This window comes from Thauera sp. GDN1, assembly GCF_029223545.1.
Classification (GTDB): domain Bacteria; phylum Pseudomonadota; class Gammaproteobacteria; order Burkholderiales; family Rhodocyclaceae; genus Thauera.
The window spans coordinates 1,557,950-1,584,660 of the sequence record NZ_CP097870.1; the positions used below are offsets into that span (position 1 = coordinate 1,557,950).

Below are 26,711 nucleotides of genomic sequence, written 5' to 3' on the forward strand. Positions count from 1 at the left end.
CGTTCCAACCGAGGTTTTCGAATGTCTGTTATCCAGTGCGGCCGTTTCCGTCTCGATCTCGCCCAGCCGCGGGTGATGGCGATCATCAACCTGACCGACGACTCCTTTTCCGGCGACGGCCTGCACGGCGATGTCCGTGCCGCGCTCGGCCGTGCGGAAAAGGCGCTGGAGCAGGGCGCGGAAATGCTCGACATCGGGGCCGAGTCCTCGCGGCCCGGTTCCGACTCGGTGCCGGAGGCGCAGGAACTCGAGCGCGTGGTGCGTTTCGTCGAGCAGGCGCGGGCCTGGAACGTGCCGCTGTCGATCGACACCGTGAAGCCGGCGGTGATGCGCGCGGCGCTGGCGGCGGGCGCGGACATGATCAACGACATCAACGCCTTCCGTGCGCCGGGTGCGATCGAAGCGGTGGCGGCCGGCGAGTCGGGGCTGTGCGTGATGCACATGAAAGGCGAGCCGCGCACGATGCAGCAGGATCCGCGCTACGAGGACGTGGTCGGCGAGGTGATGAGCTTCCTCGACGAGCGCGTGGCGGCGCTGCAGGCCGCGGGCGTGGCGCGCGAGCGCCTGGTGCTCGATCCCGGCTTCGGCTTCGGCAAGCGCACCGTGCACAACTACACCCTGCTGCGCGAGCTGGCGCGCTTCACCGCGGGCGGGCTGCCGGTGCTGGCGGGCATGTCGCGCAAGTCGATGATCGGTGCGGTGACCGGCCGCGAGGTCGGCGAGCGCCTGGCCGGCAGCGTGGCCGCCGCGCTGATCGCCGTGCAGCGCGGCGCCGGCATCGTGCGCGTGCATGACGTCGCCGCCACGGTCGATGCGCTCAAGGTGTGGCAGGCCACTCTCGACGCGTGATCGGTCGGCCCGGCCGCGGGCGGGGTCGCTTTCGCGGCTGCCGCCGCTCCCAGTGGGGCGGGCGGTGTCATAATTCCGGTTTTTGAAGCTCGCGGAGTGATGATGGCGCGGAAGTATTTCGGCACCGATGGCGTTCGGGGCAAGGTCGGCGATGCGCCGATCACGCCCGAGTTCGTGATGAAGCTCGGCTACGCGGCCGGCGTCACCCTGGTGGCGCGCGAGAAGCTGCGGGCTGGCGAGCACCCAACGGTGCTGATCGGCAAGGACACGCGGATCTCGGGCTACATGCTCGAGGCGGCGCTGGAGGCGGGTTTCGCCGCCGCCGGCGTGGACGTGATGCTGGCCGGGCCGATCCCGACCCCGGCGGTGGCCTACCTGACCCGCGCGCTGCGCCTGCAGGCGGGGGTGGTGATCTCCGCCTCGCACAATCCCTTCTACGACAACGGCATCAAGTTCTTCTCCGCCGGTGGGGCCAAGCTGCCGGATGCGGTCGAGCTCGAGATCGAGGCCCGCCTCGACGAGCCGATGGGCTGCGTCGATGCCGCCCGCCTCGGCAAGGCGCGCCGCGTCAACGATGCGGCCGGGCGCTACATCGAGTTCTGCAAGAGCACCTTCCCCAACGAGCTCGACCTGCGCGGCCTGCGCATCGCGGTCGATTGCGCGCACGGCGCGGCCTACCAGATCGCGCCCAAGGTGCTGCACGAGCTCGGCGCCGAGGTGCTGCCGGTCGGGGTCGAGCCCAACGGCCTCAACATCAACGACGGCGTGGGAGCGACGCGGCCCGAGAACCTGAAGGCCGCGGTGCTGGCTCAGGGCGCGGACCTGGGCATCGCCCTCGATGGCGACGCCGACCGCCTGATGATGGTCGACCACCGCGGCGAGATCTACGACGGCGACAAGCTGCTGTACGTGATCGCCTGCGCCCGCCATGCCGAGGGCCGCCTCGACGGCGTGGTCGGCACGCTGATGAGCAACCTCGGCTTCGAGCACGCGATCGCGCGTCTGGGCGCTCCCTTCGCGCGCGCCAAGGTCGGCGACCGCTACGTGCTCGAGCAGCTGCACGAGCGTGGCTGGAAGCTCGGCGGCGAGAATTCCGGCCACATCATCTGCCTCGACCGCCACACTACCGGCGACGGCATCGTGTCCGCGCTGCAGGTGCTGGCCGCGCTCAAGCAGCGCGGCCTGTCGCTGGCCGATGCCTGCGCCGACCTGGTGTTCTACCCCCAGCGCCTGATCAACGTGCGCATGCCCGGCGGCTTCGACTGGCGGGCGGACGCCGGCATCGCCAGCGCACAGCGCCGCGCCGAGCAGGTGCTGGGCGACGCCGGGCGGGTGCTGCTGCGTCCCTCGGGTACCGAGCCGCTGCTGCGGGTGATGGTGGAAGGCCGCGACGGCGCGCTGGTCGATCAGCTCGCACGCGAGATCGCCGACGCGGTGCAGCACGCCTTCGCCTGAGGACCGGGCGGGGCGGGGCGCCGTCGGGCGTTCCGCCCCGCACGTCGGATCCGGAGAAATCTTCCGGTTCGATGACATGAAACGTTGCTGTAACACAGCGTTGCTAACTTACGGGCTCAGTTTTCCAACCCGAGGTAGTCCAACATGCGTTTCTCCACCAAATTCGCTCTCGCCGCCTGCTCGACGGTCCTCTTCGGCACCACCGCCTACGCGGCCGACATCACCGGCGCGGGCGCTTCCTTTCCGGCGCCGCTGTACGCGAAGTGGGCCGATGCCTATCAGAAGGCGTCCGGCAACCGGGTGAATTACCAGTCGATCGGCTCGGGTGGCGGCATTCGCCAGATCAATGCCAAGACGGTGGATTTCGGTGCCTCCGACATGCCGCTGACCCCCGAGAAGCTGGCCGAGGGCGGCCTGCAGCAGTTCCCCACGGCGATCGGCGCGGTCGTGCCGGTGGTGAACCTCGAGGGCATCAAGCCGGGTGACATGAAGCTCACCGGCGAGGTGCTGGCCCAGATCTACCAGGGCAAGATCACCAAGTGGAACGATGCGGCGATCGTCGCCCTGAACCCCGGTCTGAAGCTGCCCGAGCAGGACATCGGTGTCGTGCGTCGCGCCGACGGCTCGGGCACCACCTTCGTGTTCACCAACTACCTGTCGAAGGTCTCCGCCGAGTGGAAGGAAAAGATCGGTGAAGGCACCGCGGTGCAGTGGCCGGTGGGTCTGGGCGGCAAGGGCAACGAGGGCGTGTCGGCCTTCGTGCAGCGCCTGCCGGGCTCGATCGGCTACGTCGAGTACGCCTACGCCAAGCAGAACAAGCTCTCGCACGCCATCATGCAGAACAAGGACGGCCAGTTCGTCGAGCCGAACAACGAGAGCTTCGCCGCCGCTGCCGAAGGCGCCGACTGGTCGAAGTCCGCGTTCTACGAGATCCTGACCAACCAGCCGGGTGCGAAGTCGTGGCCGATCACCAGCGCCACCTTCATCCTGATGCACAAGGTGCAGGACAAGCCGGAACAGGGCGCCGAGGCGCTGAAGTTCTTCGACTGGGCCTACGTCAATGGTGCCGACATGGCGCTCGAGCTCGAGTACATCCCGATGCCCAAGGCCACGGTCGAGCTGATCCGTGCCTCCTGGGCCGAGATGAAGGACGGCGCCGGCAAGCCGGTCTTCTCCGCCAAGTAATACGGATCCGGGCAGGTGGCTCGATCCAGCGTACAGCCAGGGGCCCGCGGGGCCCTTGGCCACACTCTTTCCGCGGGGGGCGGCGCAGATGCGGCCGCCCTTTCTGGTGGCTCCATGCAAACGACCGGATTCAAGTCCTCGGCGTCGATGAAGTTCGGCGACAGGCTGTTCGGCACCCTGGCGAAATCCTTCGCCTGGCTTACCCTGATTCTGCTCGCCGGGATCATCCTCGCGCTCGTCTATGCCTCCTGGCCCAGCATCCAGGCCTTCGGCATCGGCTTCCTGTTCTCGGACGCGTGGAATCCGCCGATGGAGGACTTCGGGGCGCTGATCCCGATCTACGGCACCATCGTCACTTCGGTGATCGCGCTGCTGATCGCCGTGCCGGTGAGCTTCGGCATCGCGCTCTTCCTCACCGAGATGGCGCCGGCCTGGCTGCGCCGCCCGCTCGGCACCGCGATCGAGCTGCTCGCGGCGATCCCCTCGATCGTCTACGGCATGTGGGGCCTGCTGGTGTTCGCGCCGATCTTCGCCAAGTACATCCAGCCGGCGCTGCAGGCCACGCTCGGCCAGCTGCCGCTGATCGGCAAGCTGTTCGCCGGTGCGCCGCTCGGCATCGGCCTGCTGTGCGCGGGCATCATCCTCGCGATCATGATCATCCCGTACATCGCCTCGGTGATGCGCGACGTCTTCGAAGTCACGCCGCCCATGCTCAAGGAGTCCGCCTACGGCGTGGGCTGCACGACCTGGGAAGTGATGTGGGGCGTGGTGCTGCCCTACACCAAGACCGGCGTGATCGGCGGCGTCATGCTCGGCCTCGGCCGCGCGCTGGGCGAGACGATGGCGGTGACCTTCGTGATCGGCAATACCAACTTCCTCGATTCGGCGTCGCTGTTCGCGCCGGGCAACAGCATCACCTCGGCGCTGGCCAACGAGTTCGCGGAAGCGGATCCCGGCCTGCATACCTCCTCGCTGATGGAACTGGGCCTGATCCTGTTCGTGATCACCCTGATCGTGCTGGTGGTGTCCAAGCTGCTGTTGCTGCGTCTCGCCAAGGGCGAGGGTACGAAGAGCTGACCGGGGACCGACATGAACCTTCTCGCTAGACGCAAACTGACCAACCGGGTGGCGCTGACGCTGTCGCTGTCGGCCATGGCCTTCGGCCTGTTCTGGCTCGCCTGGATCCTGTGGACCGTGCTCGACCTCGGCCTGTCCGGGCTCTCGCTGACCCTGTTCACCGAGATGACGCCGCCGCCGGGCGCCGAGACCGGGGGCCTGCTCAACGCCATCGTCGGCAGCCTGATCATGGTGGTGCTCGCGACCCTGCTCGGCACGCCGGTCGGCATCCTGGCCGGCGTGTACCTCGCCGAGTACGGGCGCCACCACTGGCTCGGCTCGGTTACCCGCTTCATCAACGACCTGCTGCTGTCGGCGCCGTCGATCGTGATCGGCCTCTTCGTGTACGCGGTGGTGGTGGCGCAGACCGGCAAGTTCTCGGCCTGGTCGGGCGTCATCGCGCTCGCGCTGATCGTGCTGCCGGTGGTGGTGCGCACCACCGAGAACATGCTGCAGCTGATCCCCAACACGCTGCGTGAGGCGGCCTTCGCCCTCGGCGCGCCGAAGAGCGTGGTGATCTCGAAGGTGACGCTGCGCGCCGCGCGTGCGGGCGTGCTGACCGGCGTGCTGCTGGCGGTGGCGCGCATCGCCGGCGAGACCGCACCGCTGCTGTTTACCGCGTTGTCCAACCAGTTCTGGACGCTGAACCTGAACGAGCCGATGGCCAACCTGCCGGTCACGATCTTCAAGTTCGCCATGAGCCCCTTCACCAACTGGCAGGAGCTGGCCTGGGCCGGCGTGTTCCTGATCACGATGGGCGTGCTCGTGCTCAACATCATTGCGCGCGTCTTCCTGCGCGCCGAGAAGATCAACTAAGGCATTCGCCGCATGCAATCCGCGCCCGCCGTGACGGCCGGCCGGGATTGGAGAAGAGAATGGAAATCACCGACGCGCAAATCGAGTTCAAGGACTTCAACTTCTACTACGGGAAGTTCCACGCGCTGAAGAACATCAACTTCAAGATGGCGCGCCACAAGTGCACCGCCTTCATCGGCCCCTCGGGCTGCGGCAAGTCCACGCTGCTGCGCACGATCAACCGCATGTACGACCTGTATCCCGAGCAGCGTGCCGAAGGCCAGCTGCTGTTCGACGGCCGCAACCTGCTCGGCTCGGACATCGACGTGAGCGTGCTGCGCGCGAAGATCGGCATGGTGTTCCAGAAGCCGACGCCGTTTCCGATGTCGATCTACGACAACATCGCCTTCGGTGTGAAGCTGCACGAGAAGCTCTCGGCCAAGGACATGGACGATCGTGTCGAGTGGGCCCTGCGCAAGGCGGCGCTGTGGGACGAGGTCAAGGACAAGCTCAAGCAGAGCGGCATGAGCCTGTCGGGCGGCCAGCAGCAGCGCCTGTGCATCGCGCGCGGCATTGCGGTGAAGCCCGAGGTGATCCTGCTCGACGAGCCGACCTCGGCGCTCGACCCGATCTCGACCGCGCGCATCGAGGAGCTGATCGACGAGCTGAAAACCGAGTTCACGATCGTCATCGTCACCCACAACATGCAGCAGGCGGCGCGCATCTCGGACTACACCGCCTACATGTACCTCGGCGAGATGGTCGAGTTCGGGGTCACCGACGAGCTGTTCGTGAAGCCGAAGAAGCGCGAGACCGAGGACTACATCACCGGTCGCTTCGGCTGACGCAAGGCCATCGGCCGCTGCTTCGGCAGGGCGCGGCGCGACGGGCGCGGACGGGGGAGATCCCCGCCCGCGCCCGTCGCGCATTCAGCCGCCGCGCAGGGCGGCGCTCAGCTGGTCGACGAGTTCGGCCCAGTCGGCATCCTCGTTCAGCTTCTCGCGCAGGAAGGCCGCCTGCGCGGGCGTCCAGAACGGGGCGTCGGCGATCTTCACCGTATCGGCCAGGGGCGAATGCGTCCTGATGAAGGCCTCGATCGAGGCGGCGTCGCTACCCAGTCCCAGCTGGGCGAACAGTTCGCCCAGGCGGTGTGTCGGCATGTCCATGGTCGTCTCCTTGCGTAGTCGAGGTCGGGCAGTCGCAATACCGACTGACCGTTCGAGTATGGTTCGCGCCCCGGGTTCATGCAAAGTGGTGGTGCAGGCGGGTGGAGCGCACGCGGCGATTTGCAGCGCGTGCGTTCGGCGCCCTATAATCCTGCGGTTTATCCACAACGACGCGATTCGATACATGACCAGGCTCGTCGCCGGCAACTGGAAGATGAATGGCTGTCTGGCCGCCAATCGCAGGCTCCTCGACGAGCTCGTGGTCGAGGCTGGCGTGGAGATGGCGGTTTGCGTGCCTTTCCCCTATCTCGCGCAGCTGCAGGAGCGGCCCGCCGGGCTCGTCCTCGGGGCGCAGGATGTCAGCGAGTTCGAGGCCGGCGCCTACACGGGCGAGGTCAGTGCGGCGATGCTCGCCGAGTTCGGCTGTCGATACGTGATCGTCGGCCACTCCGAGCGCCGTGCGCTGTTCGCCGAGGACGATCTCCTCGTCGGCCGCAAGGCGCATGCTGCCCTGGCGGCGGGGCTCACTCCGATCGTGTGCGTGGGCGAGACTCTGGTCGAGCGCGACGAGGGCAGGGCGATGGCGGTGATCGGTCGCCAGCTCGGCGCCGTGCTCGAAGTGCTCGGCCGCGTGGCGATGGCGCGCGTGGTGCTGGCCTACGAGCCGGTGTGGGCGATCGGCAGCGGACGTTCGGCGACCGTCGCCCAGGTCGAGGACGTGCACGCGGGCATTCGGGGCTGGCTGCGGGAGCAGGGCGTTGCGGCCGACGCGGTGCGCATCCTCTATGGCGGCAGCGTCAAGCCCGAGAATGCGGCGGGTCTGTTCGCGCTCGCCGACGTCGACGGCGGGCTGATCGGCGGGGCTTCGCTCGTCGCCGCCGACTTCATGGCCATCTGCCGCGCTGAGGCCGGTGGCGTCTGAGTTTTCTATTTCTGGTCTTTTTCAGGATTCATGATGGGTGACTATCTCTTTTCTCTCGTGCTGACCGTTCATGTGCTGGTCGGCCTCGGCGTGATCGGCCTTGTGCTGGTGCAGCACGGCAAGGGGGCCGACATGGGTGCGGCTTTCGGTAGCGGCTCCTCGGGCAGCCTGTTCGGCGCGTCGGGTTCGGCGAACTTCCTGAGCCGCACGACCGCGGTGCTCGCCACCGTGTTCTTCCTGACCAGCCTGGGGCTGAGCTTCCTCGCCAGCAACAAGCCCGCCGCCCCCTCCAGCGTCATGGAAGGCGTGCAGACCGCGCCGGCGACGACCCCGGTTCCGGCCGCGCCGATCGACACCTCGCCGGCCCAGTCGATCCCGAAATAATTGGCAACGAGCTCTTTGCGCAGTGCGGGAAAACACTTATAATTATCGCGCTGTCAGAACGAAGCGCCGACGTGGTGAAATTGGTAGACACGCTATCTTGAGGGGGTAGTGGCGAAAGCCGTATGAGTTCGAGTCTCATCGTCGGCACCACATTCCGGGAACGCCCGCGGAAGCGGGCGTTTCCATGCAGAGCAGAGCAAAAAACAATAATCGCGGCGCGTCATTGACGCCGATGACTTCAAATTAGGGGGTCTCCGGACATGCTGGAAAATTATTTTCCCGTCCTGATGTTCATGCTCGTCGGCCTGGGTTTTGGCCTCGCGCCCGTCATCCTCGGGCGCCTCATCGCCCCCTATCGTCCCGATTCGGAAAAGAATTCTCCCTACGAGTGCGGCTTCGAGGCGTTTGAAGACGCCCGCATGAAGTTCGACGTCCGCTACTACCTGATCGCCATTCTGTTCATCCTGTTCGACCTCGAGATCGCCTTCCTTTTCCCGTGGGCGACGGTCTTCCAGGAATTCATCGCCGCCGGCGAGATCGCCTGGTTCGTGTTCGGCTCGGTGATGGTCTTTCTGGCGGTTCTGGTCATTGGCTATATCGTCGAGTGGAAAAACGGCGCACTCGACTGGGAGTAATGCATGAGCATTGAGGGCGTCTTCCGCGAGGGGTTCGTCACCACCTCGCTCGATGCGGTCATCAACTGGACGCGCACCGGCTCGTTGTGGCCGATGACCTTCGGTCTGGCCTGCTGTGCGGTGGAAATGATCCATGCGGGCTGTTCCCGCTACGACCTCGACCGTTTCGGCGTGGTCTTCCGTCCGAGTCCGCGCCAGTCCGACCTGATGATCGTTGCCGGCACGCTGTGCAACAAGATGGCGCCGGCGCTGCGCAAGGTCTACGACCAGATGTCCGAGCCGCGCTGGGTCATCTCGATGGGTTCCTGTGCCAACGGTGGCGGCTACTACCACTACTCCTATTCGGTCGTGCGCGGTTGCGACCGCATCGTGCCGGTCGACGTCTATGTGCCGGGCTGTCCGCCGACGGCCGAGGCGCTGATCTACGGCATTCTCCAGCTTCAGAACAAGATCAAGCGCACGAACACGATTGCGCGCTGACGGGTGTCCCAGACATGAGTGCCAAGCTTGAACGCCTGAGCCAGACCTTGCGCGACGTCTTCGGTGAGCGGATCACTTCGCTCGTGGTCGATCGCGGCGAGGTGACGATCGAGGTTCCTGCCTCCGATTACCTGTGCGTCGCGCGCCAGTTGCGCGATCACGCCGAGCTGCATTTCGAGCAGCTGATCGACGTCTCCGGTCTCGATTACTCCGCCTACGGCAATGCGCCCTGGGAGGGCAAGCGCTTCGCTTCGGCGGCGCACCTGACCTCGGTCAAGCACAACTGGCGTCTGCGCCTGAAGGTGTTCGCCGAGGACGACGAGTTCCCGGTGGTGGATTCGCTCGTCGATGTTTGGCCGAGCGCCAACTGGTACGAGCGCGAGTCCTTCGATCTGTACGGGATCATGTATTCGGGCCATCCGGACCTGCGCCGCATCCTGACCGACTACGGTTTCGTCGGTCACCCCTTCCGCAAGGATTTCCCGGTGTCGGGCTACGTCGAGATGCGTTACGACCCGGAGCAGGGCAGGGTGGTCTATCAGCCGGTCACCATCGAGCCGCGCGAGAACACGCCGCGCATCGTGCGCGAAGAGAACTACGGGGACGTCGGCCATGGCTGAAATCCGCAACTACACGATCAACTTCGGTCCGCAGCACCCGTCGGCGCACGGCGTGCTCCGCCTGGTGCTCGAGCTCGACGGCGAAGTCGTCGAGCGCGCCGACCCGCACATCGGCCTGCTGCACCGCGGCACCGAGAAGCTCGCCGAGACCCGCACCTGGGTGCAGTCCGTGCCCTACATGGACCGTCTCGACTACGTGTCGATGATGTGCAACGAGCACGCCTACTGCATGGCGATCGAGAAGCTGCTCGGCGTGCAGGTTCCGGAGCGCGCGCAGTACATCCGGGTGATGTTCGACGAGATCACCCGCATCCTGAACCACCTGCTCAACATCGGCACCCATGCGCTCGACATCGGCGCGATGACGATGGTGCTGTACACCTTCCGCGAACGCGAAGACCTGATGGACGTCTATGAGGCGGTGTCGGGTGCGCGCATGCACGCGGCGTACTATCGCCCGGGCGGCGTCTATCGCGATCTGCCGGACCGCATGCCGAAGTACGAGGTCAACAAGTTCAAGAACGAGAAGACGGTCCGCGAGCTCAACGCCGCCCGCGAAGGCTCGATGCTGGACTTCCTCGAGGACTTCACCAACCGCTTCCCGACCTACTGCGACGAATACGAGACCCTGCTGACCGACAACCGGATCTGGAAGCAGCGTACCGTCGGCATCGGCGTGGTGTCGCCGGAGCAGGCGCTGGCCTGGGGCTTCACCGGTCCGATGCTGCGCGGCTCGGGCATCGCCTGGGACCTGCGCAAGAAACAGCCCTACGAAGTCTACGACCGCATGGATTTCGACATCCCCGTCGGCAAGAACGGCGACTGCTACGACCGTTACCTGTGCCGCATGGAAGAGATGCGCCAGTCCAACCGCATCGTCAAGCAGTGCATCGACTGGCTGCGCAAGAACCCCGGTCCGGTCATCACCGACAACCACAAGGTCGCGCCGCCTTCGCGCGAGGCGATGAAGACCAACATGGAAGAGCTGATCCACCACTTCAAGCTCTTCACCGAAGGCATGCACGTCCCCAAGGGCGAGGTCTATTCCGCGGTCGAGCACCCCAAGGGCGAGTTCGGCGTGTATGCGGTGTCGGACGGCGCGAACAAGCCTTACCGCCTGAAGCTGCGCGCGCCGGGCTTCGCGCACCTCGCCGCGATGGACGACATCGCCCGCGGCCACATGATCGCCGACGTGGTCGCGATCATCGGCACGATGGACGTGGTGTTCGGCGAGATCGACCGCTGATGCGGAGCCGGTTCGCCGGCAGCAGTAAAGCGGCGCCTCGCGGTGCCACTGAACCAAACAAGAATCGGCAGGCTATCCGGAAGATCAAGACGACATGCTGAGCCAGGAATCGCTGCAACAGATCGATCGAGAGATCGCCAAGTATCCGCCCGATCAGAAGCAGTCCGCGGTCATGGCCGCGCTGCGGATCGCGCAGGTCGAGAAGGGCTGGCTGCCCAAGGAACTCATCGAGTTCGTCGCCCGCTATCTCGGCATGCCGGCGATCGCGGCCTACGAGGTCGCGAGCTTCTACAACATGTACGACCTCGAGCCGGTCGGCCGTCACAAGATCACGGTGTGCACGAACCTGCCCTGTGCTCTGTCCGGCGGCGTGCATGCGGGCGATTACCTCAAGCACAAGCTCGGTATCGACTTCAACGAGACCACGCCCGACGGCAAGTTTACGCTGAAGGAAGGCGAGTGCATGGGCGCCTGTGGCGACGCCCCGGTGCTGCTGGTGAACAACCATCACATGTGCAGCTGGATGACGACCGAAAAGATCGACCAGATGCTGGCCGAGCTGGACAAGAAATGAGCACGCAAGGAATGATCCTCGCCGGTTGTGACGGCGACCGCACCTGGCGGCTCCAGGACTACGTCGCCCGCGGTGGTTATTCGGCGCTGAAGAAGATCATCGCCGACAAGACCCCGCAGGACGCGATCATCGCCGAGCTCAAGACCTCGGTGCTGCGCGGCCGTGGCGGTGCGGGCTTCCCCACCGGCCTGAAGTGGAGCTTCATGCCGCGCTCCTTCCCGGGCGACAAGTACCTCGCGTGCAACTCCGACGAGGGCGAGCCGGGCACCTTCAAGGACCGCGACATCCTGCGCTACAACCCGCACAGCGTCATCGAGGGCATGGTGATCGCCGCCTACGCGATGGGTGCTGCGCGCGGCTACAACTACATCCACGGCGAGATCTTCGAAGTGTATTCGCGCTTCGAGGAGGCGCTCGCCGAGGCGCGTGCCGCCGGCTTCATCGGCCAGAACATCCTCGGCAGCGACTTCTCCTTCGAGCTCTTCGCCCACCACGGCTACGGCGCGTACATCTGTGGCGAGGAAACCGCGCTGCTCGAATCGATCGAGGGCAAGAAGGGGCAGCCGCGCTTCAAGCCGCCGTTCCCGGCGAGCTATGGCCTCTACGGCAAGCCGACCACGATCAACAACACCGAGACCTTCGCCTCGGTGCCCTTCATCATGAACATGGGCGGCGAGGCCTTCCTGAACCTCGGCAAGCCCAACAACGGCGGCATGAAGCTGTTCTCGGTGTCGGGCCATGTCAATCGCCCCGGCAACTACGAGATTCCGCTGGGCACGCCGTTCGCCGAGCTGCTCGAGATGGCGGGGGGCATGCGCGGCGGCCGCAAGATCAAGGCGGTCATCCCCGGCGGTTCGTCCGCCCCGGTCGTGCCGGGCAGCGTGATGATGGACTGCACCATGGACTACGACTCGATCTCCAAGGCGGGGTCGATGCTCGGTTCGGGCGCGGTCATCGTCATGGACGAGACCACCTGCATGGTCAAGGCGCTGGAGCGCCTGTCCTATTTCTACTTCGAGGAATCCTGCGGTCAATGCACCCCGTGCCGTGAGGGGACTGGCTGGCTTTACCGCGTGGTGCATCGCATCGAGCACGGCCTCGGCCGTCCGGACGACCTCGACCTGCTGAACTCGGTCACGACGAACATCATGGGTCGCACGATCTGCGCCCTCGGCGACGCCGCCTCGATGCCGGTGCAGAGCTTCGTCAAGCACTTCGGCAGCGAGTTCGAATACCACATCGAAAACAAGAAGTGCCTCGTGCCGCCTGAAGTCCAGCGCGCAGGCAGTCAAATCTACGTGAGCCCGTCATGCTAGAGATCGAAATCGACGGCAAGCAGGTCCAGGTCAACGACGGCAGCACCGTGATCGAGGCTGCAGCGGTTGCCGGGTCCTACATTCCGCACTTCTGCTACCACAAGAAGCTGTCCATCGCGGCCAACTGCCGCATGTGCCTGGTGCAGGTCGAGAAGGCGCCCAAGCCGCTGCCCGCCTGTGCCACGCCGGTCACCAACGGCATGAAGGTGTGGACCCACTCCGATCTGGCCGTCAAGGCGCAGAAGGGGGTGATGGAGTTCCTGCTCATCAACCACCCGCTCGACTGCCCGATCTGCGACCAGGGCGGCGAGTGCCAGCTGCAGGACCTCGCCGTCGGCTACGGTTCGACCGCCTCGCGCTACCAGGAAGAAAAGCGCGTCGTGTTCAACAAGAACCTCGGCGCGCTGGTCTCCACCGACATGACGCGCTGCATCAACTGCACGCGCTGCGTCCGCTTCACCGCCGAGATCGCCGGCGAGATGGAACTCGGTCAGGCCTTCCGCGGCGAGCACGCGGAGATCATGCCCTTCATCGAGAAGACCATCGACTCCGAGCTGTCGGGCAACATCATCGACCTGTGCCCGGTCGGCGCGCTGACCTCGAAGCCCTTCCGTTTCGCGGCCCGCACCTGGGAGCTGTCGCGGCGCAAGTCGGTGAGCCCGCACGATTCGCTCGGCGCCAACCTGATCGTGCAGACCAAGCACGACGTCGTGAAGCGCGTGCTGCCGCTCGAGAACGAGGACGTCAACGAATGCTGGCTGTCCGACAAGGATCGCTTCTCCTATGAGGCGCTCGCCAGCGAGCAGCGCCTGACAGCGCCGATGATCCGCCAAGGCGGGGAGTGGAAGCAGGTCGACTGGCAGGCCGCGCTCGAGTTCGTCGCCACCGGGCTGCGCGGTATCGCCCGTGATCACGGTCCCGCGTCGATCGGCGCGCTCGCCTCGCCGCATTCGACGGTCGAGGAGCTCTACCTGCTGCAGAAGCTCGTGCGCGGGCTGGGCAGCGAGAACGTCGATTTCCGCCTGCGCCAGGCCGACTTCCGCGCCGACGGCAAGCGTGCCGGCGCTCCGTGGCTGGGCATGCCGATCGCCGGCGTCAAGGACCTCACCCGCCTGCTCGTGGTCGGCAGCTTCCTGCGCAAGGACGCGCCGCTGCTGGCGCAGCGCGTGCGCCAGGCGGCCAAGAAGGGCCTGCACGTCAGCGCGATCGGTCCCAATGCCGAGGAATGGCTGATCCCGGTGCGCAACCGCGCGCTGGTGGCGCCGTCGGCGATGGTGGCCACCCTCGGTCAGGTCGTGGTGGCGCTCGCCAAGGAGAAGGGCGCCGAGGTCAGCGTCGCGCTGCTCGGCAAGCTGCCCGAGACCGTGGGCGCCGAGGCGCTGGCGATCGCGCAGAGCCTCGCCAGCGGCCGCCAGGTCGCGGTGTGGCTGGGCAATCTGGCCGCGCAGCATGCGCGTGCCTCCGAACTGCAGATGCTCGCGCAGGAGATCGCGCGTCTGACCGGTGGCAGCTTCGGCTTCATCGGCGAGGCCGCCAACAGCGTCGGTGGCTATCTCGCCGAGGCGGTACCGGGCGAGGGCGGCCTCAACGCCGCGGCGATGATCGAGCAGCCGCGCAAGGCCTATGTACTCATGAACCTCGAGCCCGATCTCGACCTCGCCAATCCGGCGGCGGCGATGGCGGCGCTCGATCCCGCGCAGCTCGTGGTGGCGCTGTCGAGCTTCGATTCGCCGGCGCTGCGCCAGGTCGCGGACGTGCTGCTGCCGATCGCGCCCTTCACCGAGACCTCGGGCACCTTCGTAAACTGCGAAGGCCGTGCGCAGAGCTTCACCGCGGTGGCCAAGCCCCTCGGCGAAGTGCGTCCGGGCTGGAAGGTGCTGCGCGTGCTCGGCAACCTGCTCGCGCTCGAAGGCTTCGGCCAGGCGGATTCCGACGCGGTGCGCGCGGAAGCGCTGGCGGGCGACGTGGCCGCCGCACTCGACAACGGTATCGAAGGCGTGGTCGTTTCCCCGGCCACCGGTGCTGGCGGCGCGCTCGAGCGCGTGGCCGACGTGCCGATCCACTTCGCCGATCCGCTGGTGCGGCGTGCGCCCTCGCTGCAGAAGACGCGCGACGCCGCGGCACCGACCGCCCGCATCGCACCGGCGACGCTGACCGCGCTCGGCCTGGCTGCGGGTGACAAGGTGCGCGTGGCCCAGGGCGGGGCGAGCGTCGAACTCGTGGTTCAGGCAGACGAAGGGCTGGCCGCCGGCTGCGTGCGTGTCGCCGCGGCACATCCCTCGACCGCTGCGCTTGGCGCAATGAGCGGTGATCTCAGCGTGGAGCGTGCGTAATGGAAGCGATGCTGCAACCCGTTGCCGACTTGTTCGGGGCCGCGTGGCCGGCGGTGTGGACGCTGGTGAAGATCGTCGCGATCATCGCCCCGCTGATGATCTGCGTGGCCTACCTGACGCTCGCCGAGCGCAAGGTGATCGGCTTCATGCAGGTCCGCATCGGCCCCAACCGCGTCGGTCCCTGGGGCCTGCTGCAGCCGATCGCCGACGGCGTGAAGCTGCTGTTCAAGGAGATCATCGTCCCGAGCGGCGCCAACAAGGGCCTGTTCATCCTCGGCCCGATCCTGGCGATCGCGCCCTCGCTGGCGGCGTGGGCGGTGGTGCCCTTCGACGACGGCCTGGTGCTGGCCGACGTCAACGCCGGCCTGCTGTTCCTGCTCGCCATCACCTCGATGGAAGTCTATGGCGTCATCGTCGCCGGCTGGGCGTCGAACTCCAAGTATCCGTTCCTGGGTTCGATGCGCGCCGCGGCGCAGATGGTGTCCTACGAGGTGTCGATGGGCTTCGCGCTGATCTGCGTGCTGCTGATCTCGTCCAGCCTCAACCTCACGGACATCGTGATGTCGCAGAACGACGGCCGCTTCGCCGACATGGGCCTAGGCGTGCTGTCGTGGAACTGGATTCCGCTGTTCCCGATGTTCGTGGTCTATGTGATCTCGGGCATCGCCGAAACCAACCGTGCGCCCTTCGACGTGGTCGAGGGTGAAGCCGAGGTGGTCGCGGGCCACATGGTCGAGTACTCGGGCATGACCTTCGCGCTGTTCTTCCTCGCCGAGTACGCGAACATGATCCTGGTCTCGATCCTGACCTCGATCCTGTTCCTCGGTGGCTGGTTGTCGCCGGTGGGCTTCCTGCCCGACGGCTTCCACTGGCTGGCGCTGAAGACGGCGTTCATCCTGTTGCTGTTCCTGTGGGCGCGAGCCACCTTCCCGCGCTTCCGCTACGACCACATCATGCGCCTGGGCTGGAAGGTGTTCATCCCGGTGACGCTCGTGTGGCTGTTCGTGGTGACCGTGTGGATGATGTCGCCGCTGTCGATCTGGAGTTGAGAAGACCATGGGTGCCAAGGATTACATCGGCAGTCTGTTCCTGAAGGAACTCGTCAAGGGCATGGCCCTGACCGGGCGGCATTTCTTTCAGCGCAAGATCACCGTCCAGTTCCCGGAAGAGAAGACGCCGCAGAGCAACCGCTTCCGCGGGCTGCACGCCCTGCGCCGCTATCCGAACGGCGAGGAGCGTTGCATCGCCTGCAAGCTGTGCGAGGCGATCTGCCCCGCGATGGCGATCACGATCGAGTCGGACCAGCGTGACGACGGCTCGCGCCGCACCACGCGCTACGACATCGACCTGACCAAGTGCATCTTCTGCGGCTTCTGCGAGGAAGCCTGTCCGGTGGACGCGATCGTCGAGACCCGTGTGCTGGAGTATCACGGCGAGCAGCGCGGCGACCTGTACTACACCAAGCAGATGCTGCTGGCGGTGGGTGATCGCTACGAGTCGCAGATCGCGGCAGACCGCGAACTGGACGCCAAGTACCGCTAAGGGGAGGGCGCTTCGGCGCCACGAGTCAAGAACATGGAATTCAAGACCTTCGTCTTCTACTTTCTCGCCGTGATCATGGTGCTCGCGGCGCTGAGGGTGATCACTGCCCGGAACCCGGTGCATGCCGCGTTGTTCCTGGTGCTCACCTTCTTCAACGCGGGCGGGATCTGGCTGTTGCTGCAGGCCGAGTTCCTCGCCGTCACCCTGGTGATGGTGTACGTCGGCGCGGTGATGGTGCTGTTCCTCTTCGTCGTGATGATGCTCGACATCAACCTCGACCGCCTGCGCGAGGGCTTCTGGAGCTACCTGCCGGTCGGCGCGCTGGTCGGCATCCTGATGCTGGTCGAGATGGTCATGGTGCTGGGCGGTTCTTACTTCGGCCTCGAGGCCATGCCCGCCCCGCCGGCTGCGGCCGACACCTACAGCAACACGCGCGAGCTGGGCCGCGTGCTCTACACCGACTACGTCTATCCGTTCGAACTCGCTTCGCTGGTGCTGCTGGTGGCGATGGTCTCCGCGGTGGCGCTGACGCTGCGCAAGCGCAAGGGCCTGAAGTCCATCCCGCCGTCCGAGCAGGTCGCGGTGAAGCGCGAGGGCCGCGTCGAGCTGGTGAAGATGCAGGCCGAGAAAGAAGACTGACGGCTGGCGCGAACACGAAAAGAACACCGCGTCGGCAGACGAGCCGGCGCGATCAGGGGGTCATAGATGCTTTCGCTTTCCCATTACCTCATCCTGGGCGCGATCCTGTTCGCGATCAGCGTGGTCGGGATCTTCCTCAACCGGAAGAACCTGATCGTGCTGCTGATGGCCATCGAGCTGATGCTGCTGTCGGTCAACATGAACTTCGTGGCCTTCTCGCACTATCTGGGCGACATCGCCGGCCAGGTCTTCGTTTTCTTCATCCTCACCGTGGCCGCCGCCGAATCGGCGATCGGCCTCGCGATTCTGATCGTGATGTTCCGCACCATGCGCACGATCCATGTGGATGACCTGGACAGCCTCAAGGGTTAAGGAAGCGTCACGATGATGGACATGCAGACTCTTTATCTCCTCGTGCCGCTGGCGCCGCTGGCCGGCGCCATCCTCGCGGGCCTCTTCGGCAAGCAGATCGGGCGCGCGGGCGCGCACGTCGTCACCATCCTCGGCGTGGCGGTTGCGTTCGCGCTGTCGGTGGTGATCTATCAGGACGTCGCCGCGGGCAACACCTTCAACGGTACGGTCTATACTTGGATGCAGGCGGGCGGCATCAACTTCGAGGTCGGCTTCCAGATCGACTCGCTGACCGTGATGATGATGCTGGTGGTGACCTTCGTGTCGCTGATGGTACACATCTACACCATCGGCTACATGTCCGAGGACCCCGGCTACCAGCGCTTCTTCAGCTACATCTCGCTGTTCACCTTCTCGATGCTGATGCTGGTGATGTCGAACAACTTCCTCCAGCTGTTCTTCGGCTGGGAGGCGGTTGGCCTGGTGTCCTACCTGCTGATCGGCTTCTGGTACGAGCGCCCGACCGCGATCTACGCCAACATGAAGGCCTTCCTGGTCAACCGCGTGGGCGACTTCGGCTTCCTACTCGGCATCGGCCTGATCGTCGCGTACACCGGCAGCCTCAACTACCAGGAAGTGTTCGCCAAGGCGCAGGAGCTGTCGGTGACGGAGATGGCGGTGACCGGCTGGCCGCTGCTGACCGCGATCTGCATCTGCCTGTTCATCGGCGCGATGGGCAAGTCGGCCCAGGTGCCGCTGCACGTGTGGCTGCCCGATTCGATGGAAGGCCCGACCCCGATTTCCGCGCTGATCCACGCCGCGACCATGGTGACCGCCGGCATCTTCATGGTGGCGCGCATGTCGCCGCTGTTCGAGCTGTCGGACACCGCACTGTCCTTCGTGCTGGTGATCGGCGCCACCACCGCGCTGTTCATGGGTTTCCTCGGCATCGTGCAGAACGACATCAAGCGCGTGGTCGCCTACTCGACGCTGTCGCAGCTCGGCTACATGACCGTGGCGCTGGGCGTGTCGGCCTACTCGGCGGCGGTGTTCCACCTGATGACGCACGCCTTCTTCAAGGCCCTGCTGTTCCTCGGTGCCGGCTCTGTGATCATCGGCATGCACCACGACCAGGACATGCGCAACATGGGCGGCCTGCGCAAGTACATGCCGATCACCTGGATCACTTCGCTGCTCGGTTCCCTGGCGCTGATCGGCTTCCCGTTCTTCTCCGGCTTCTACTCGAAGGACTCGATCATCGAGGCGGTGCATGCCTCGACCATCCCGGGTGCCGGCTATGCGCTGTTCTGCGTGCTGCTGGGCGTGTTCGTGACCGCGTTCTACTCCTTCCGCATGTACTTCCTGGTCTTCCACGGCGAGGAGCGCTTCGGCAAGGCGCACGAGCATCACGAACACCACGGCGATCATGACGACGAGGAGCCTTCGGCGGATCATCACCACGGCCTGGCGCCGGGGCAGAAGCCGCACGAGTCGCCCTGGGTCGTGACCCTGCCTCTGGTGCTGCTGGCCGTGCCCTCGGTGTTGATCGGCTTCTTCACCATCGACGCGATGCTGTTCGGGGAGTGGTTCAAGGGCGTGATCTTCGTCGGCGACAACCACGCCGGCCTCAAGGAGCTTGCGGCCAACTACCACGGTCCGGTGGCGATGGCGATCCACGGCCTGCAGACCGCGCCGTTCTGGCTGGCGATGGGTGGTGTCGCGCTGTCCTGGTTCTTCTACATGAAGCGTCCGGACATCCCGGCGGCGATCCAGCGCACCTTCAAGCCGATCCACAGCCTGCTCGAGAACAAGTACTTCTTCGATCGCTTCAACGAGATCTTCTTCGCCGGCGGCGCGCGCGCGCTCGGCACGGGGCTGTGGAAGGCGGGCGACCAGGGCCTGATCGACGGCGTCGCGGTCAATGGCACGGCCAGGCTGGTGGGTTGGGTTGCGCAGATGTCGCGCCTGTTCCAGACCGGACACCTGTACCAGTACGCCTTCATGATGATCATCGGCGTGTTCATCCTGCTCACCTACTGGTTCAACCGGGGTTGAGTCGGGCACGCGGCAACGGAAACACATAACAAGATCGAACGCGCCGCGTGCGGCGCACTGAACGGAAAGCAACGATGACGGACATTCCTCTCCTCAGTCTGGCGATCTGGGTACCGATTCTCGGTGGCCTGCTGGTGCTTGCGACCGGCTCGGATCGCAACGCCCCGCTGGCGCGCATGATCGCCTTCGTGGTCGCCGTGGCTGCCTTCGTCGTGACGATTCCGCTCTACACCGGCTTCGACACCACGACCAGCGCGATGCAGTTCGTCGAGCTGACCTCCTGGGTGCCGCGCTTCAACATCAACTACCACCTCGGGGTCGATGGGCTGTCGGTGCTGTTCGTGCTCCTCAACGCCTTCATCACCATCCTCGTGGTGATGGCGGGCTGGCAGGTCATCCAGGACAAGGTCGCGCAGTACATGGCCGCCTTCCTGATCATGTCGGGCCTGATGAACGGCATCTTTTCCGCACTCGACGGCGTGCTGTTCTACGTCTTCTTCGAGGCTTCGCTGATCCCGCTGTACCTGATCATCGGCATCTGGGGCGGCGCCAACCGCGTGTATGCGGCGATCAAGTTCTTCCTCTACACCCTGCTCGGCTCGCTGCTGATGCTGATCGCGCTGCTGTACCTGTTCATGCAGTCGGGCGGCAGCTTCAGCATCCTCGACTGGCATCAGCTGCCGCTGCCGATCGAGCCGCAGATCCTGATCTTCCTCGCCTTCCTGATCGCCTTCGGCGTCAAGGTGCCGATGTGGCCGGTGCACACCTGGCTGCCCGACGCCCACGTCGAGGCGCCCACCGGCGGTTCGGTTGTACTGGCCGCGATCGCCCTGAAGCTCGGCGCCTACGGTTTCCTGCGCTTCTCGCTGCCGATCGTGCCGGACGCCGCGCAGCAGCTCGCGCCGCTGGTGATCACGCTGTCGCTGATCGCGGTGGTGTACATCGGCTTCGTCGCCCTGGTGCAGGCCGACATGAAGAAGCTTGTCGCCTATTCGTCGATCTCGCACATGGGCTTCGTGACCCTGGGCTTCTTCATGTTCAACCCGCTCGGCGTGGAAGGCGCGCTGGTGCAGATGATCTCGCACGGCTTCGTGTCGGGTGCGATGTTCCTGTGCATCGGCGTGCTCTACGATCGCATGCATTCGCGCCAGATCGCCGACTACGGCGGGGTGGTGAACACCATGCCGAAGTTCGCCGCGTTCTTCATGCTGTTCGCGATGGCCAACTCCGGCCTGCCGGCCACCTCCGGCTTCGTCGGCGAGTTCATGGTCGTGCTCGGCGCGGTGCAGTACAACTTCTGGATCGGTTTCGTGGCTGCAACCACCCTGATCCTGGGCGCGGCCTACTCGCTGTGGATGTACAAGCGCGTCGTGTTCGGCAAGATCGCGAACAAGCACGTCGCCGAGCTCGAGGACATCAACGGTCGCGAGTTCGCCTTCCTCGCGATCCTCGCCGCCTGCGTGCTGGCGATGGGCCTGTATCCCTTCCCCTTCACCGAAGTGATGCACGCCTCGGTCAACGAACTCCTGCGGCATGTTGCCGTGAGCAAGCTCTGAGCGCGATTCAGCGCAAGCGCCCGAGAGACTCTTAACGGACTGGTCAGAAGATGAATTTCGTCGTCCCCGACTTCTACCCCGCAGCGGCCGAGATCTTCGTGGCCGTCATGGCCCTGGTGATCATGCTGGCGAGCACCTTCGCGCGCAGCATCGCCCGCAACCTGTCCTACTTCCTGACGCAGGCGACCCTGGTCGCTGCGGCCTTCATCACCATCTACACGATGGAAGGCGAGGTGGTGCACACCTTCAACAATCTGTTCATCAGCGACCTGATGGGCGATTTCCTGAAGCTGATGATCTACTTCTCCACCGCCATCGCGTTGCTCTACGGCCGCGGCTACATGGCCGATCGCAAGATCGACAAGCCCGAGTACTACCTGCTCGCGCTACTGATGACGCTGGGCATGATGGTGATGGTGACCGCCAACCACATGCTGCCGATGTATATCGGCCTCGAGATGATGTCGCTGGCGCTGTACACGATGGTGGCCTTCGATCGCGATTCCGCGCGCTCGACCGAGGCGGCGATGAAGTACTTCGTCCTCGGCGCGCTGGCCTCGGGCCTGCTGCTTTACGGCATGTCGATGGTCTATGGGGCGACCGGCACGCTCGAGTTCTCGGCCATCGCCCAGGCGATCTACAACCAGTCGGCGAACCAGACCGTGCTGATGTTCGGCCTCGTCTTCCTGGTCGCCGGCATCTGCTTCAAGCTCGGCGTGGTGCCCTTCCACATGTGGGTGCCCGACGTCTATCAGGGCGCCCCGACCGCGGTGACCCTGGTCATCGCCACCGCGCCCAAGCTGGCCGCGTTCGCGATGGCGGTCCGCCTGCTGATCTGGGCGCTGTTCGACATCGCCGAGGAATGGCAGCTGATGCTGATGCTGGTGGCGGCAGCCTCGATCGTGCTGGGCAACCTGGCCGCGATCGCGCAGCAGAACATCAAGCGCATGCTGGCCTACTCCGGTATCTCGCACATGGGCTTCGTGCTGCTCGGCCTGCTCGCCGGCGTGGTCGAGGGCGATCGCCACTTCGCGCTCAACGCCTACAGCTCGGCGATGTTCTACGCCGTGTCCTACGTGATCATGAGCCTGGCGTCATTCGGCATGGTCATCCTGCTGTCGCGTGCCGGTTTCGAAGCGGAGAACCTCGACGACTTCAAGGGCCTCAACAAGCGCAGCTCCTGGTACGCGCTGATGATGCTGTTCGTGATGTTCTCGATGGCTGGCGTGCCCTTCTTCATCGGCTTCTTCGCCAAGCTGTCGGTGCTGCAGGCGGTGGTTGCCGCAGGCTACTTCTGGCTCGCCGTGCTGGCGGTGGTGATGTCGGTGATCGGCGCGTTCTACTACCTGCGCGTGGTCAAGCTGATGTACTTCGACGAGCCGGTCGATGCCTCGCCGATCAGTGCGCCGGCCGAGGTGCGCGTGATGCTGTCGGCGAACGGCATCGCCATCGCCGCGCTGGGTCTCGCGCCGCAGATGCTGATGTCGGTGTGCGCCTACGCGCTGCTCGGATCGCTCTGAGCGCGTCGGACGGCAACAGGCAGTTCCCGCAAACTGGCCATCGTGTTCACGATGGCCAGTTTGCCGTTAACCGGTCGGTGACTTCCGACACCCGCGAACCTTGCCGGCGCGGGTCGGATCAGGCGAGGCCCGCACGGGATCGTGGGGCAGAGGATGAAGGAATGAGCAGCAAGCACGACGACCCCTTGCACGAACAGGCGCTCGAGTCGGAACAGGTCTTCGACGGTGCGCTCCTGAAGGTGTGGCGCGACCGCGTGCGCCTGCCGGACGGCGGCGAGAGCGTGCGGGAGTACATCCGCCATCCCGGCGCCGTGGTCGTGGTGGCCCAGCTCGACGATGGCTCGCTGTTGTTCGAGCGCCAGTTCCGCTATCCGCTCGGGCGCGCCTTCCTCGAACTGCCCGCCGGCAAGATCGATGCGGGCGAGGACATCCTCGCGTGCGCGGTGCGCGAGCTGCGCGAGGAGACCGGCTACGAGGCCGGGGACTGGCGGCACGTGGGGGTGATGCATCCCTGCATCGGCTACTCGGACGAGCGCATCGAGATCTTCGTGGCGCGCGAACTGAGGCATGTCGGCCACGCCTGGGACGACGGGGAGTTCCTCGAAGTCCTGCACCTTTCGGTCGATGCGGTCGAGGCCGGCATTCGCAGCGGCGAGATCACCGACGCCAAGACCGTCACCGCCTTCTACAGGGCCTTGCCCTTCATCCGCTGAAGGGTCGGCTTGCGGGCCGGGCAGGGGCGGACGCATCGGCCATCGCAGCGCGTTGCGGCGAACCCATGTCCGCTCCCTGCCGCGGGATGCGGCCTTCCGCGGCGGCGTCGACGCGGTATAGTTTCGCCCCATGAACGCACACCCACACTCTCCCGTTTCGATCGCCGTCGCACAGCTCAACCTGACGGTGGGGGACCTGGCCGGCAACGCCGACCGGATCATCGCCGCCATCGGGGAGGCGCGTGCCGCCGGCGCCGACCTGCTGCTGACGCCCGAGCTCGCGCTGTCGGGTTATCCCCCGGAGGACCTGCTGCTGCGGCCGGACTTCTATCGCGCCTGCAGCCGCGAGACCGCACGCATCGCCGCCGCCGCGCAGGGCATCGTCGTGGTGCTCGGTCATCCGGCCGAGGACGGCTACGAGCGCTACAACGCCGCCTCGGTGCTGCGCGAAGGCAAGGTGATCGCCCGCTATCACAAGAGCCTGCTGCCGAACTACGAGGTGTTCGACGAGGAGCGCTACTTCGAGGCCGGGAATGCCGCCTGCGTGTTCGAATGCAGGGGCGTGCGCTTCGGCGTCAACATCTGTGCGGACGTATGGGAGCCCGCGCCGGCCGCGGCCGCGCTCGCCGCCGGCGCGCAGGTGCTGCTGGCGCTCAACGCCTCGCCCTACCACATGAACAAGCAGGTGCAACGCCTGCAGGTGCTGCGCGACCGGGTGCGCGAGACCGGGCTGCCGGTGTTGTATTGCAACATGGTCGGCGGCCAGGACGAGCTGGTGTTCGACGGCGCGTCCTTCGCCCTCGATCGCGATGGTGCGCTGTGCTACCAGGCCGAAAGCTTCGTCGAGCGCGTCGAGGTGCTGCGCTACGAGGCTGGCGCCTGGCTGGGCGGCGGCATGGCGCAGGCGCGCACGCTGGAGGCCGAGGCCTACGAGGCGCTCCGCGTCGGGGTGCGCGACTACCTCGGCAAGAACCATTTTCCCGGCGCGATCATCGGCCTGTCGGGCGGCATCGACTCGGCGCTGACGCTGGCGATCGCGGTGGACGCTCTCGGCGCGGACCGGGTGCGTGCGGTGATGATGCCTTCGCCGTACACCGCGCAGATGAGCCTGGACGATTCGCGTGAGATGGTGCGCCGCCTCGGCGTGCGCTACGACGAGATCCCGATCGAGCCGGCGATGAAGGTCTTCGCCGACCTGCTCGCCCCCCAGTTCGCCGGGCTGCCCGCCGACACCACCGAGGAGAACCTGCAGGCACGCATCCGCGGCATGATCCTGATGGCGCTGTCGAACAAGAGCGGCGCGATCGTGCTGACCACCGGCAACAAGAGCGAGATGGCGACCGGCTACGCCACCCTGTACGGCGACATGGCGGGCGGTTTCGCGGTGCTCAAGGACCTCTACAAGACCCTTGTGTTCCGCCTGTCGAACTGGCGCAACACGGTGAGCCCGGTGATTCCGCAGAACATCATCGATCGTCCGCCCTCGGCCGAGCTCAAGCCCGATCAGAAGGACCAGGACAGCCTGCCGCCCTACGACATGCTCGACGCCATCATCGAGGCCTACATGGAGCGCGACCAGTCGCCGCGCGAGATCATCGCCGCCGGCTTCCCGGAGGCCGAGGTCCGGCGCACCGTGACGCTGCTCAAGCGCAACGAGTACAAGCGCCGCCAGGCCCCGGTGGGCATCCGGGTCACGCAGCGCGGCTTCGGCAGGGACTGGCGTTATCCGATAACATCCCGTTACCAGGACGAGTTCTGAACCAAAGGAGAGACGTGGATGAAGAAGATCGAGGCGATCATCAAGCCGTTCAAGCTGGACGAGGTGCGCGAGGGGTTGTCCGAGGTCGGCATCACCGGCCTCACCGTGACCGAGGTGAAGGGCTTCGGACGCCAGAAGGGGCACACCGAGCTGTACCGCGGCGCCGAGTACGTCGTCGACTTCCTGCCCAAGATCAAGGTCGAGGTGGTGCTCGCGGACGACATGGTGGACCAGGCGGTGGAGGCGATCGTCAAGGCTGCGCACACCGGCAAGATCGGTGACGGCAAGATCTTCGTCAGCCCGGTGGAGCAGGTGATCCGCATCCGTACCGGCGAGACCAACGAAGCGGCCATCTGAGCCTTTTCGCGTCCCGGCGCCGCGCTGCCGGCGCCCGGGAATCACGCTCAGCGTTGTGCGGCGTTCTGCGCGCGCAACAGCACCAGCAGTGCGCCGCCGCCGCCGTCGTGCGGACCGGCCTGGCAGAAGCACAGGATTTCCTCGCGCTGGGCGAGCCAGCCGCGCGATAGCTGCTTCAGGATCGAGACCTTGCCCGGCGAGCCGTGGCCCTTGCCGTGGATCACGCGGATGCAGCGCTTGCCCTGGGCGAGCGCGTCGTGCAGGAACTGCGCCAGGGCCGCGCGCGCTTCGTCGCGGGTGAGGCCGTGAAGGTCGATCTGGCCCTGGAGCACCCAGCGCCCGCGACGCAGGTCGGTCAGCACCCGGCGCGGCAGGCCGGGGCGGAGGAAGGCGGCTTCCTCGCCCATGTCGAGGCGGTCCTCGAAGGTCAGCGGCGCCGCCAGGGACTCGTCCAGGGCCGCACGCTCGTCGGCCTCGCGCTTGATCGGCGCCGGCAGCGGCGGCGGGCGCTCCAGTTCCACCCGGTTGCGGTCGCCGACCGGTCGCGCATCGCCGATCACGCTGCGGAACAGCGCCGACGGATCGGCGAGATCCGCGTCCGGCGGCAGCACGATCGCGTCCGGACGCTGGACGGCCGCCGGGCGTGCGGTGCCGGGCTGACGGATTGCGTGGCGCAAAGCGGTGTCCAGTTCGACGCGCCCGCTGTCGCACAGCGGCATCACGCCCTCGTAGGCGAGGCGCAGCGGGTCGGATTCGCTTCGCGCCGGTCGCGCCGGCTCGGCCGCTTCATCGTCGACGTGCGCGGCGCGCGGCTTGGGGGCGGGGCGTGGGCGTTCGATCTCGACGCGGTCGCCGCCGCGCACCGGGAGCACCGAGCCTGCGGCCTTGCGGAACAGCTCGAGGTCGGCGGCGTCGAGTGCCGCTTCGCTCGGGGCCTTGGCGGCGTTCGGCGCCTCTTCCTCGAGTTTGTGGCGGATGCGCTTGGCCGGGGCGGGCGCGGCGGGCGCCTGCTCGTTTGCGCCGTGCAGGCGGGCGCGCAGGCCGGCGAACGGATTGTTCACCGGCGCCTTGTCGGCCGCCTGGCTGGTGCCTCGTGCGGTCTCGCCGGCTTGTGCCCTGGCCGTGCGGCGCCCCATCGCGATG

Annotated in this window: 27 protein-coding genes and 1 tRNA gene; 26 read left to right on the forward strand and 2 right to left on the reverse strand. The window is 66.1% G+C overall.

The genetic code is table 11. From position 1 onward, the window contains the following. Nucleotides 1-21 precede the first annotated feature (21 nt). The 6 genes from folP to pstB all read left to right on the forward strand — a co-directional run bounded on the left by folP (nt 22) and on the right by pstB (nt 6,245). Complete coding sequence (gene folP / locus CKCBHOJB_RS07105; RefSeq protein WP_281051283.1) at nt 22-849, forward strand: dihydropteroate synthase; 828 nt, start codon at nt 22-24, stop codon at nt 847-849. Between the two features lie 102 nt (nt 850-951). Next, nucleotides 952-2,304 (forward strand): phosphoglucosamine mutase, encoded by a 1,353-nt coding sequence (glmM, locus tag CKCBHOJB_RS07110; RefSeq protein ID WP_281051646.1) that lies wholly within the window; start codon nt 952-954, stop codon nt 2,302-2,304. 144 nt (nt 2,305-2,448) lie between these two features. Further along, nucleotides 2,449-3,489, forward strand: a complete 1,041-nt coding sequence (gene pstS, locus CKCBHOJB_RS07115) for a phosphate ABC transporter substrate-binding protein PstS (protein ID WP_281051284.1) — start codon at nt 2,449-2,451, stop codon at nt 3,487-3,489. 114 nt (nt 3,490-3,603) lie between these two features. Further along, on the forward strand, nt 3,604-4,566 hold the full coding sequence (pstC, locus tag CKCBHOJB_RS07120) for a phosphate ABC transporter permease PstC (RefSeq protein ID WP_281051285.1): 963 nt from the start codon (nt 3,604-3,606) through the stop codon (nt 4,564-4,566). Nucleotides 4,567-4,578: 12 nt separating this feature from the next. Next, entirely contained in the window at nt 4,579-5,421 is an 843-nt protein-coding gene (gene pstA, locus CKCBHOJB_RS07125) for a phosphate ABC transporter permease PstA (protein WP_281051286.1), read from the forward strand. Nucleotides 5,422-5,480: 59 nt separating this feature from the next. Further along, nucleotides 5,481-6,245, forward strand: a complete 765-nt coding sequence (pstB, locus tag CKCBHOJB_RS07130) for a phosphate ABC transporter ATP-binding protein PstB (protein WP_281051287.1) — start codon at nt 5,481-5,483, stop codon at nt 6,243-6,245. Nucleotides 6,246-6,329: 84 nt separating this feature from the next. On the opposite strand, the gene CKCBHOJB_RS07135 is transcribed toward pstB, so the two are convergent. After that, nucleotides 6,330-6,566, reverse strand: a complete 237-nt coding sequence (locus tag CKCBHOJB_RS07135; RefSeq protein WP_281051288.1) for a DUF2789 domain-containing protein — start codon at nt 6,564-6,566, stop codon at nt 6,330-6,332. A 184-nt stretch (nt 6,567-6,750) separates the two neighbouring features. Between CKCBHOJB_RS07135 and tpiA the strand changes: the two genes are divergently transcribed. From tpiA to CKCBHOJB_RS07235, 20 genes are all read left to right on the forward strand, one after another. Further along, nucleotides 6,751-7,488, forward strand: a complete 738-nt coding sequence (gene tpiA / locus CKCBHOJB_RS07140; protein ID WP_281051289.1) for a triose-phosphate isomerase — start codon at nt 6,751-6,753, stop codon at nt 7,486-7,488. 33 nt (nt 7,489-7,521) lie between these two features. Continuing rightward, entirely contained in the window at nt 7,522-7,872 is a 351-nt protein-coding gene (secG, locus tag CKCBHOJB_RS07145; RefSeq protein WP_281051290.1) for a preprotein translocase subunit SecG, read from the forward strand. 65 nt (nt 7,873-7,937) lie between these two features. Beyond that, nucleotides 7,938-8,022 (forward strand) — tRNA-Leu (locus tag CKCBHOJB_RS07150). A gap of 110 nt (nt 8,023-8,132) precedes the next feature. Then, nucleotides 8,133-8,507, forward strand: coding sequence for an NADH-quinone oxidoreductase subunit A (gene ndhC, locus CKCBHOJB_RS07155; protein ID WP_004363476.1), 375 nt, complete (start codon nt 8,133-8,135; stop codon nt 8,505-8,507). 3 nt (nt 8,508-8,510) lie between these two features. Further along, complete coding sequence (locus tag CKCBHOJB_RS07160; protein ID WP_002926530.1) at nt 8,511-8,987, forward strand: NADH-quinone oxidoreductase subunit B; 477 nt, start codon at nt 8,511-8,513, stop codon at nt 8,985-8,987. Between the two features lie 14 nt (nt 8,988-9,001). Then, a complete protein-coding gene (locus CKCBHOJB_RS07165) occupies nt 9,002-9,607 on the forward strand; it encodes an NADH-quinone oxidoreductase subunit C (protein WP_281051291.1) in 606 nt (201 codons plus the stop codon). Further along, the gene (locus tag CKCBHOJB_RS07170) at nt 9,600-10,853 is read left to right on the forward strand and encodes an NADH-quinone oxidoreductase subunit D (RefSeq protein WP_281051292.1); all 1,254 of its coding nucleotides are present in this window, start codon (nt 9,600-9,602) and stop codon (nt 10,851-10,853) included. The genes CKCBHOJB_RS07165 and CKCBHOJB_RS07170 overlap by 8 nt, the downstream gene beginning before the upstream one ends. A 94-nt stretch (nt 10,854-10,947) precedes the next feature. Next, the gene (gene nuoE, locus CKCBHOJB_RS07175) at nt 10,948-11,427 is read left to right on the forward strand and encodes an NADH-quinone oxidoreductase subunit NuoE (protein ID WP_281051293.1); all 480 of its coding nucleotides are present in this window, start codon (nt 10,948-10,950) and stop codon (nt 11,425-11,427) included. 11 nt (nt 11,428-11,438) lie between these two features. Next, entirely contained in the window at nt 11,439-12,743 is a 1,305-nt protein-coding gene (gene nuoF, locus CKCBHOJB_RS07180) for an NADH-quinone oxidoreductase subunit NuoF (RefSeq protein ID WP_281051647.1), read from the forward strand. Further along, nucleotides 12,737-15,076, forward strand: a complete 2,340-nt coding sequence (gene nuoG / locus CKCBHOJB_RS07185; protein ID WP_281051295.1) for an NADH-quinone oxidoreductase subunit NuoG — start codon at nt 12,737-12,739, stop codon at nt 15,074-15,076. Before nuoF ends, nuoG begins: the two co-directional genes overlap by 7 nt. After that, nucleotides 15,076-16,125, forward strand: a complete 1,050-nt coding sequence (nuoH, locus tag CKCBHOJB_RS07190; protein WP_281051296.1) for an NADH-quinone oxidoreductase subunit NuoH — start codon at nt 15,076-15,078, stop codon at nt 16,123-16,125. Before nuoG ends, nuoH begins: the two co-directional genes overlap by 1 nt. A 7-nt stretch (nt 16,126-16,132) precedes the next feature. Beyond that, nucleotides 16,133-16,618, forward strand: a complete 486-nt coding sequence (nuoI, locus tag CKCBHOJB_RS07195; protein WP_281051297.1) for an NADH-quinone oxidoreductase subunit NuoI — start codon at nt 16,133-16,135, stop codon at nt 16,616-16,618. Nucleotides 16,619-16,651: 33 nt separating this feature from the next. Then, nucleotides 16,652-17,257: an NADH-quinone oxidoreductase subunit J gene (locus tag CKCBHOJB_RS07200; protein ID WP_281051298.1), complete on the forward strand. Its 606-nt coding sequence runs from the start codon at nt 16,652-16,654 to the stop codon at nt 17,255-17,257. A 66-nt stretch (nt 17,258-17,323) separates the two neighbouring features. Then, nucleotides 17,324-17,629 (forward strand): NADH-quinone oxidoreductase subunit NuoK, encoded by a 306-nt coding sequence (gene nuoK, locus CKCBHOJB_RS07205; RefSeq protein WP_281051299.1) that lies wholly within the window; start codon nt 17,324-17,326, stop codon nt 17,627-17,629. 12 nt (nt 17,630-17,641) lie between these two features. After that, nucleotides 17,642-19,663, forward strand: a complete 2,022-nt coding sequence (gene nuoL / locus CKCBHOJB_RS07210) for an NADH-quinone oxidoreductase subunit L (protein ID WP_281051300.1) — start codon at nt 17,642-17,644, stop codon at nt 19,661-19,663. Nucleotides 19,664-19,737: 74 nt separating this feature from the next. Beyond that, nucleotides 19,738-21,219: an NADH-quinone oxidoreductase subunit M gene (locus tag CKCBHOJB_RS07215; protein WP_281051301.1), complete on the forward strand. Its 1,482-nt coding sequence runs from the start codon at nt 19,738-19,740 to the stop codon at nt 21,217-21,219. Between the two features lie 50 nt (nt 21,220-21,269). Continuing rightward, on the forward strand, nt 21,270-22,739 hold the full coding sequence (nuoN, locus tag CKCBHOJB_RS07220; RefSeq protein WP_281051302.1) for an NADH-quinone oxidoreductase subunit NuoN: 1,470 nt from the start codon (nt 21,270-21,272) through the stop codon (nt 22,737-22,739). A 161-nt stretch (nt 22,740-22,900) separates the two neighbouring features. Further along, entirely contained in the window at nt 22,901-23,452 is a 552-nt protein-coding gene (locus CKCBHOJB_RS07225) for an NUDIX hydrolase (protein ID WP_281051303.1), read from the forward strand. 130 nt (nt 23,453-23,582) lie between these two features. Further along, nucleotides 23,583-25,211: an NAD+ synthase gene (locus CKCBHOJB_RS07230; RefSeq protein WP_281051304.1), complete on the forward strand. Its 1,629-nt coding sequence runs from the start codon at nt 23,583-23,585 to the stop codon at nt 25,209-25,211. Nucleotides 25,212-25,229: 18 nt separating this feature from the next. Then, nucleotides 25,230-25,568, forward strand: coding sequence for a P-II family nitrogen regulator (locus CKCBHOJB_RS07235; RefSeq protein WP_281051305.1), 339 nt, complete (start codon nt 25,230-25,232; stop codon nt 25,566-25,568). Nucleotides 25,569-25,615: 47 nt separating this feature from the next. Here CKCBHOJB_RS07235 and CKCBHOJB_RS07240 read toward each other — a convergent pair whose 3' ends face one another. After that, nucleotides 25,616-26,704, reverse strand: a complete 1,089-nt coding sequence (locus CKCBHOJB_RS07240) for a Smr/MutS family protein (protein ID WP_281051306.1) — start codon at nt 26,702-26,704, stop codon at nt 25,616-25,618. Nucleotides 26,705-26,711 lie beyond the last annotated feature (7 nt).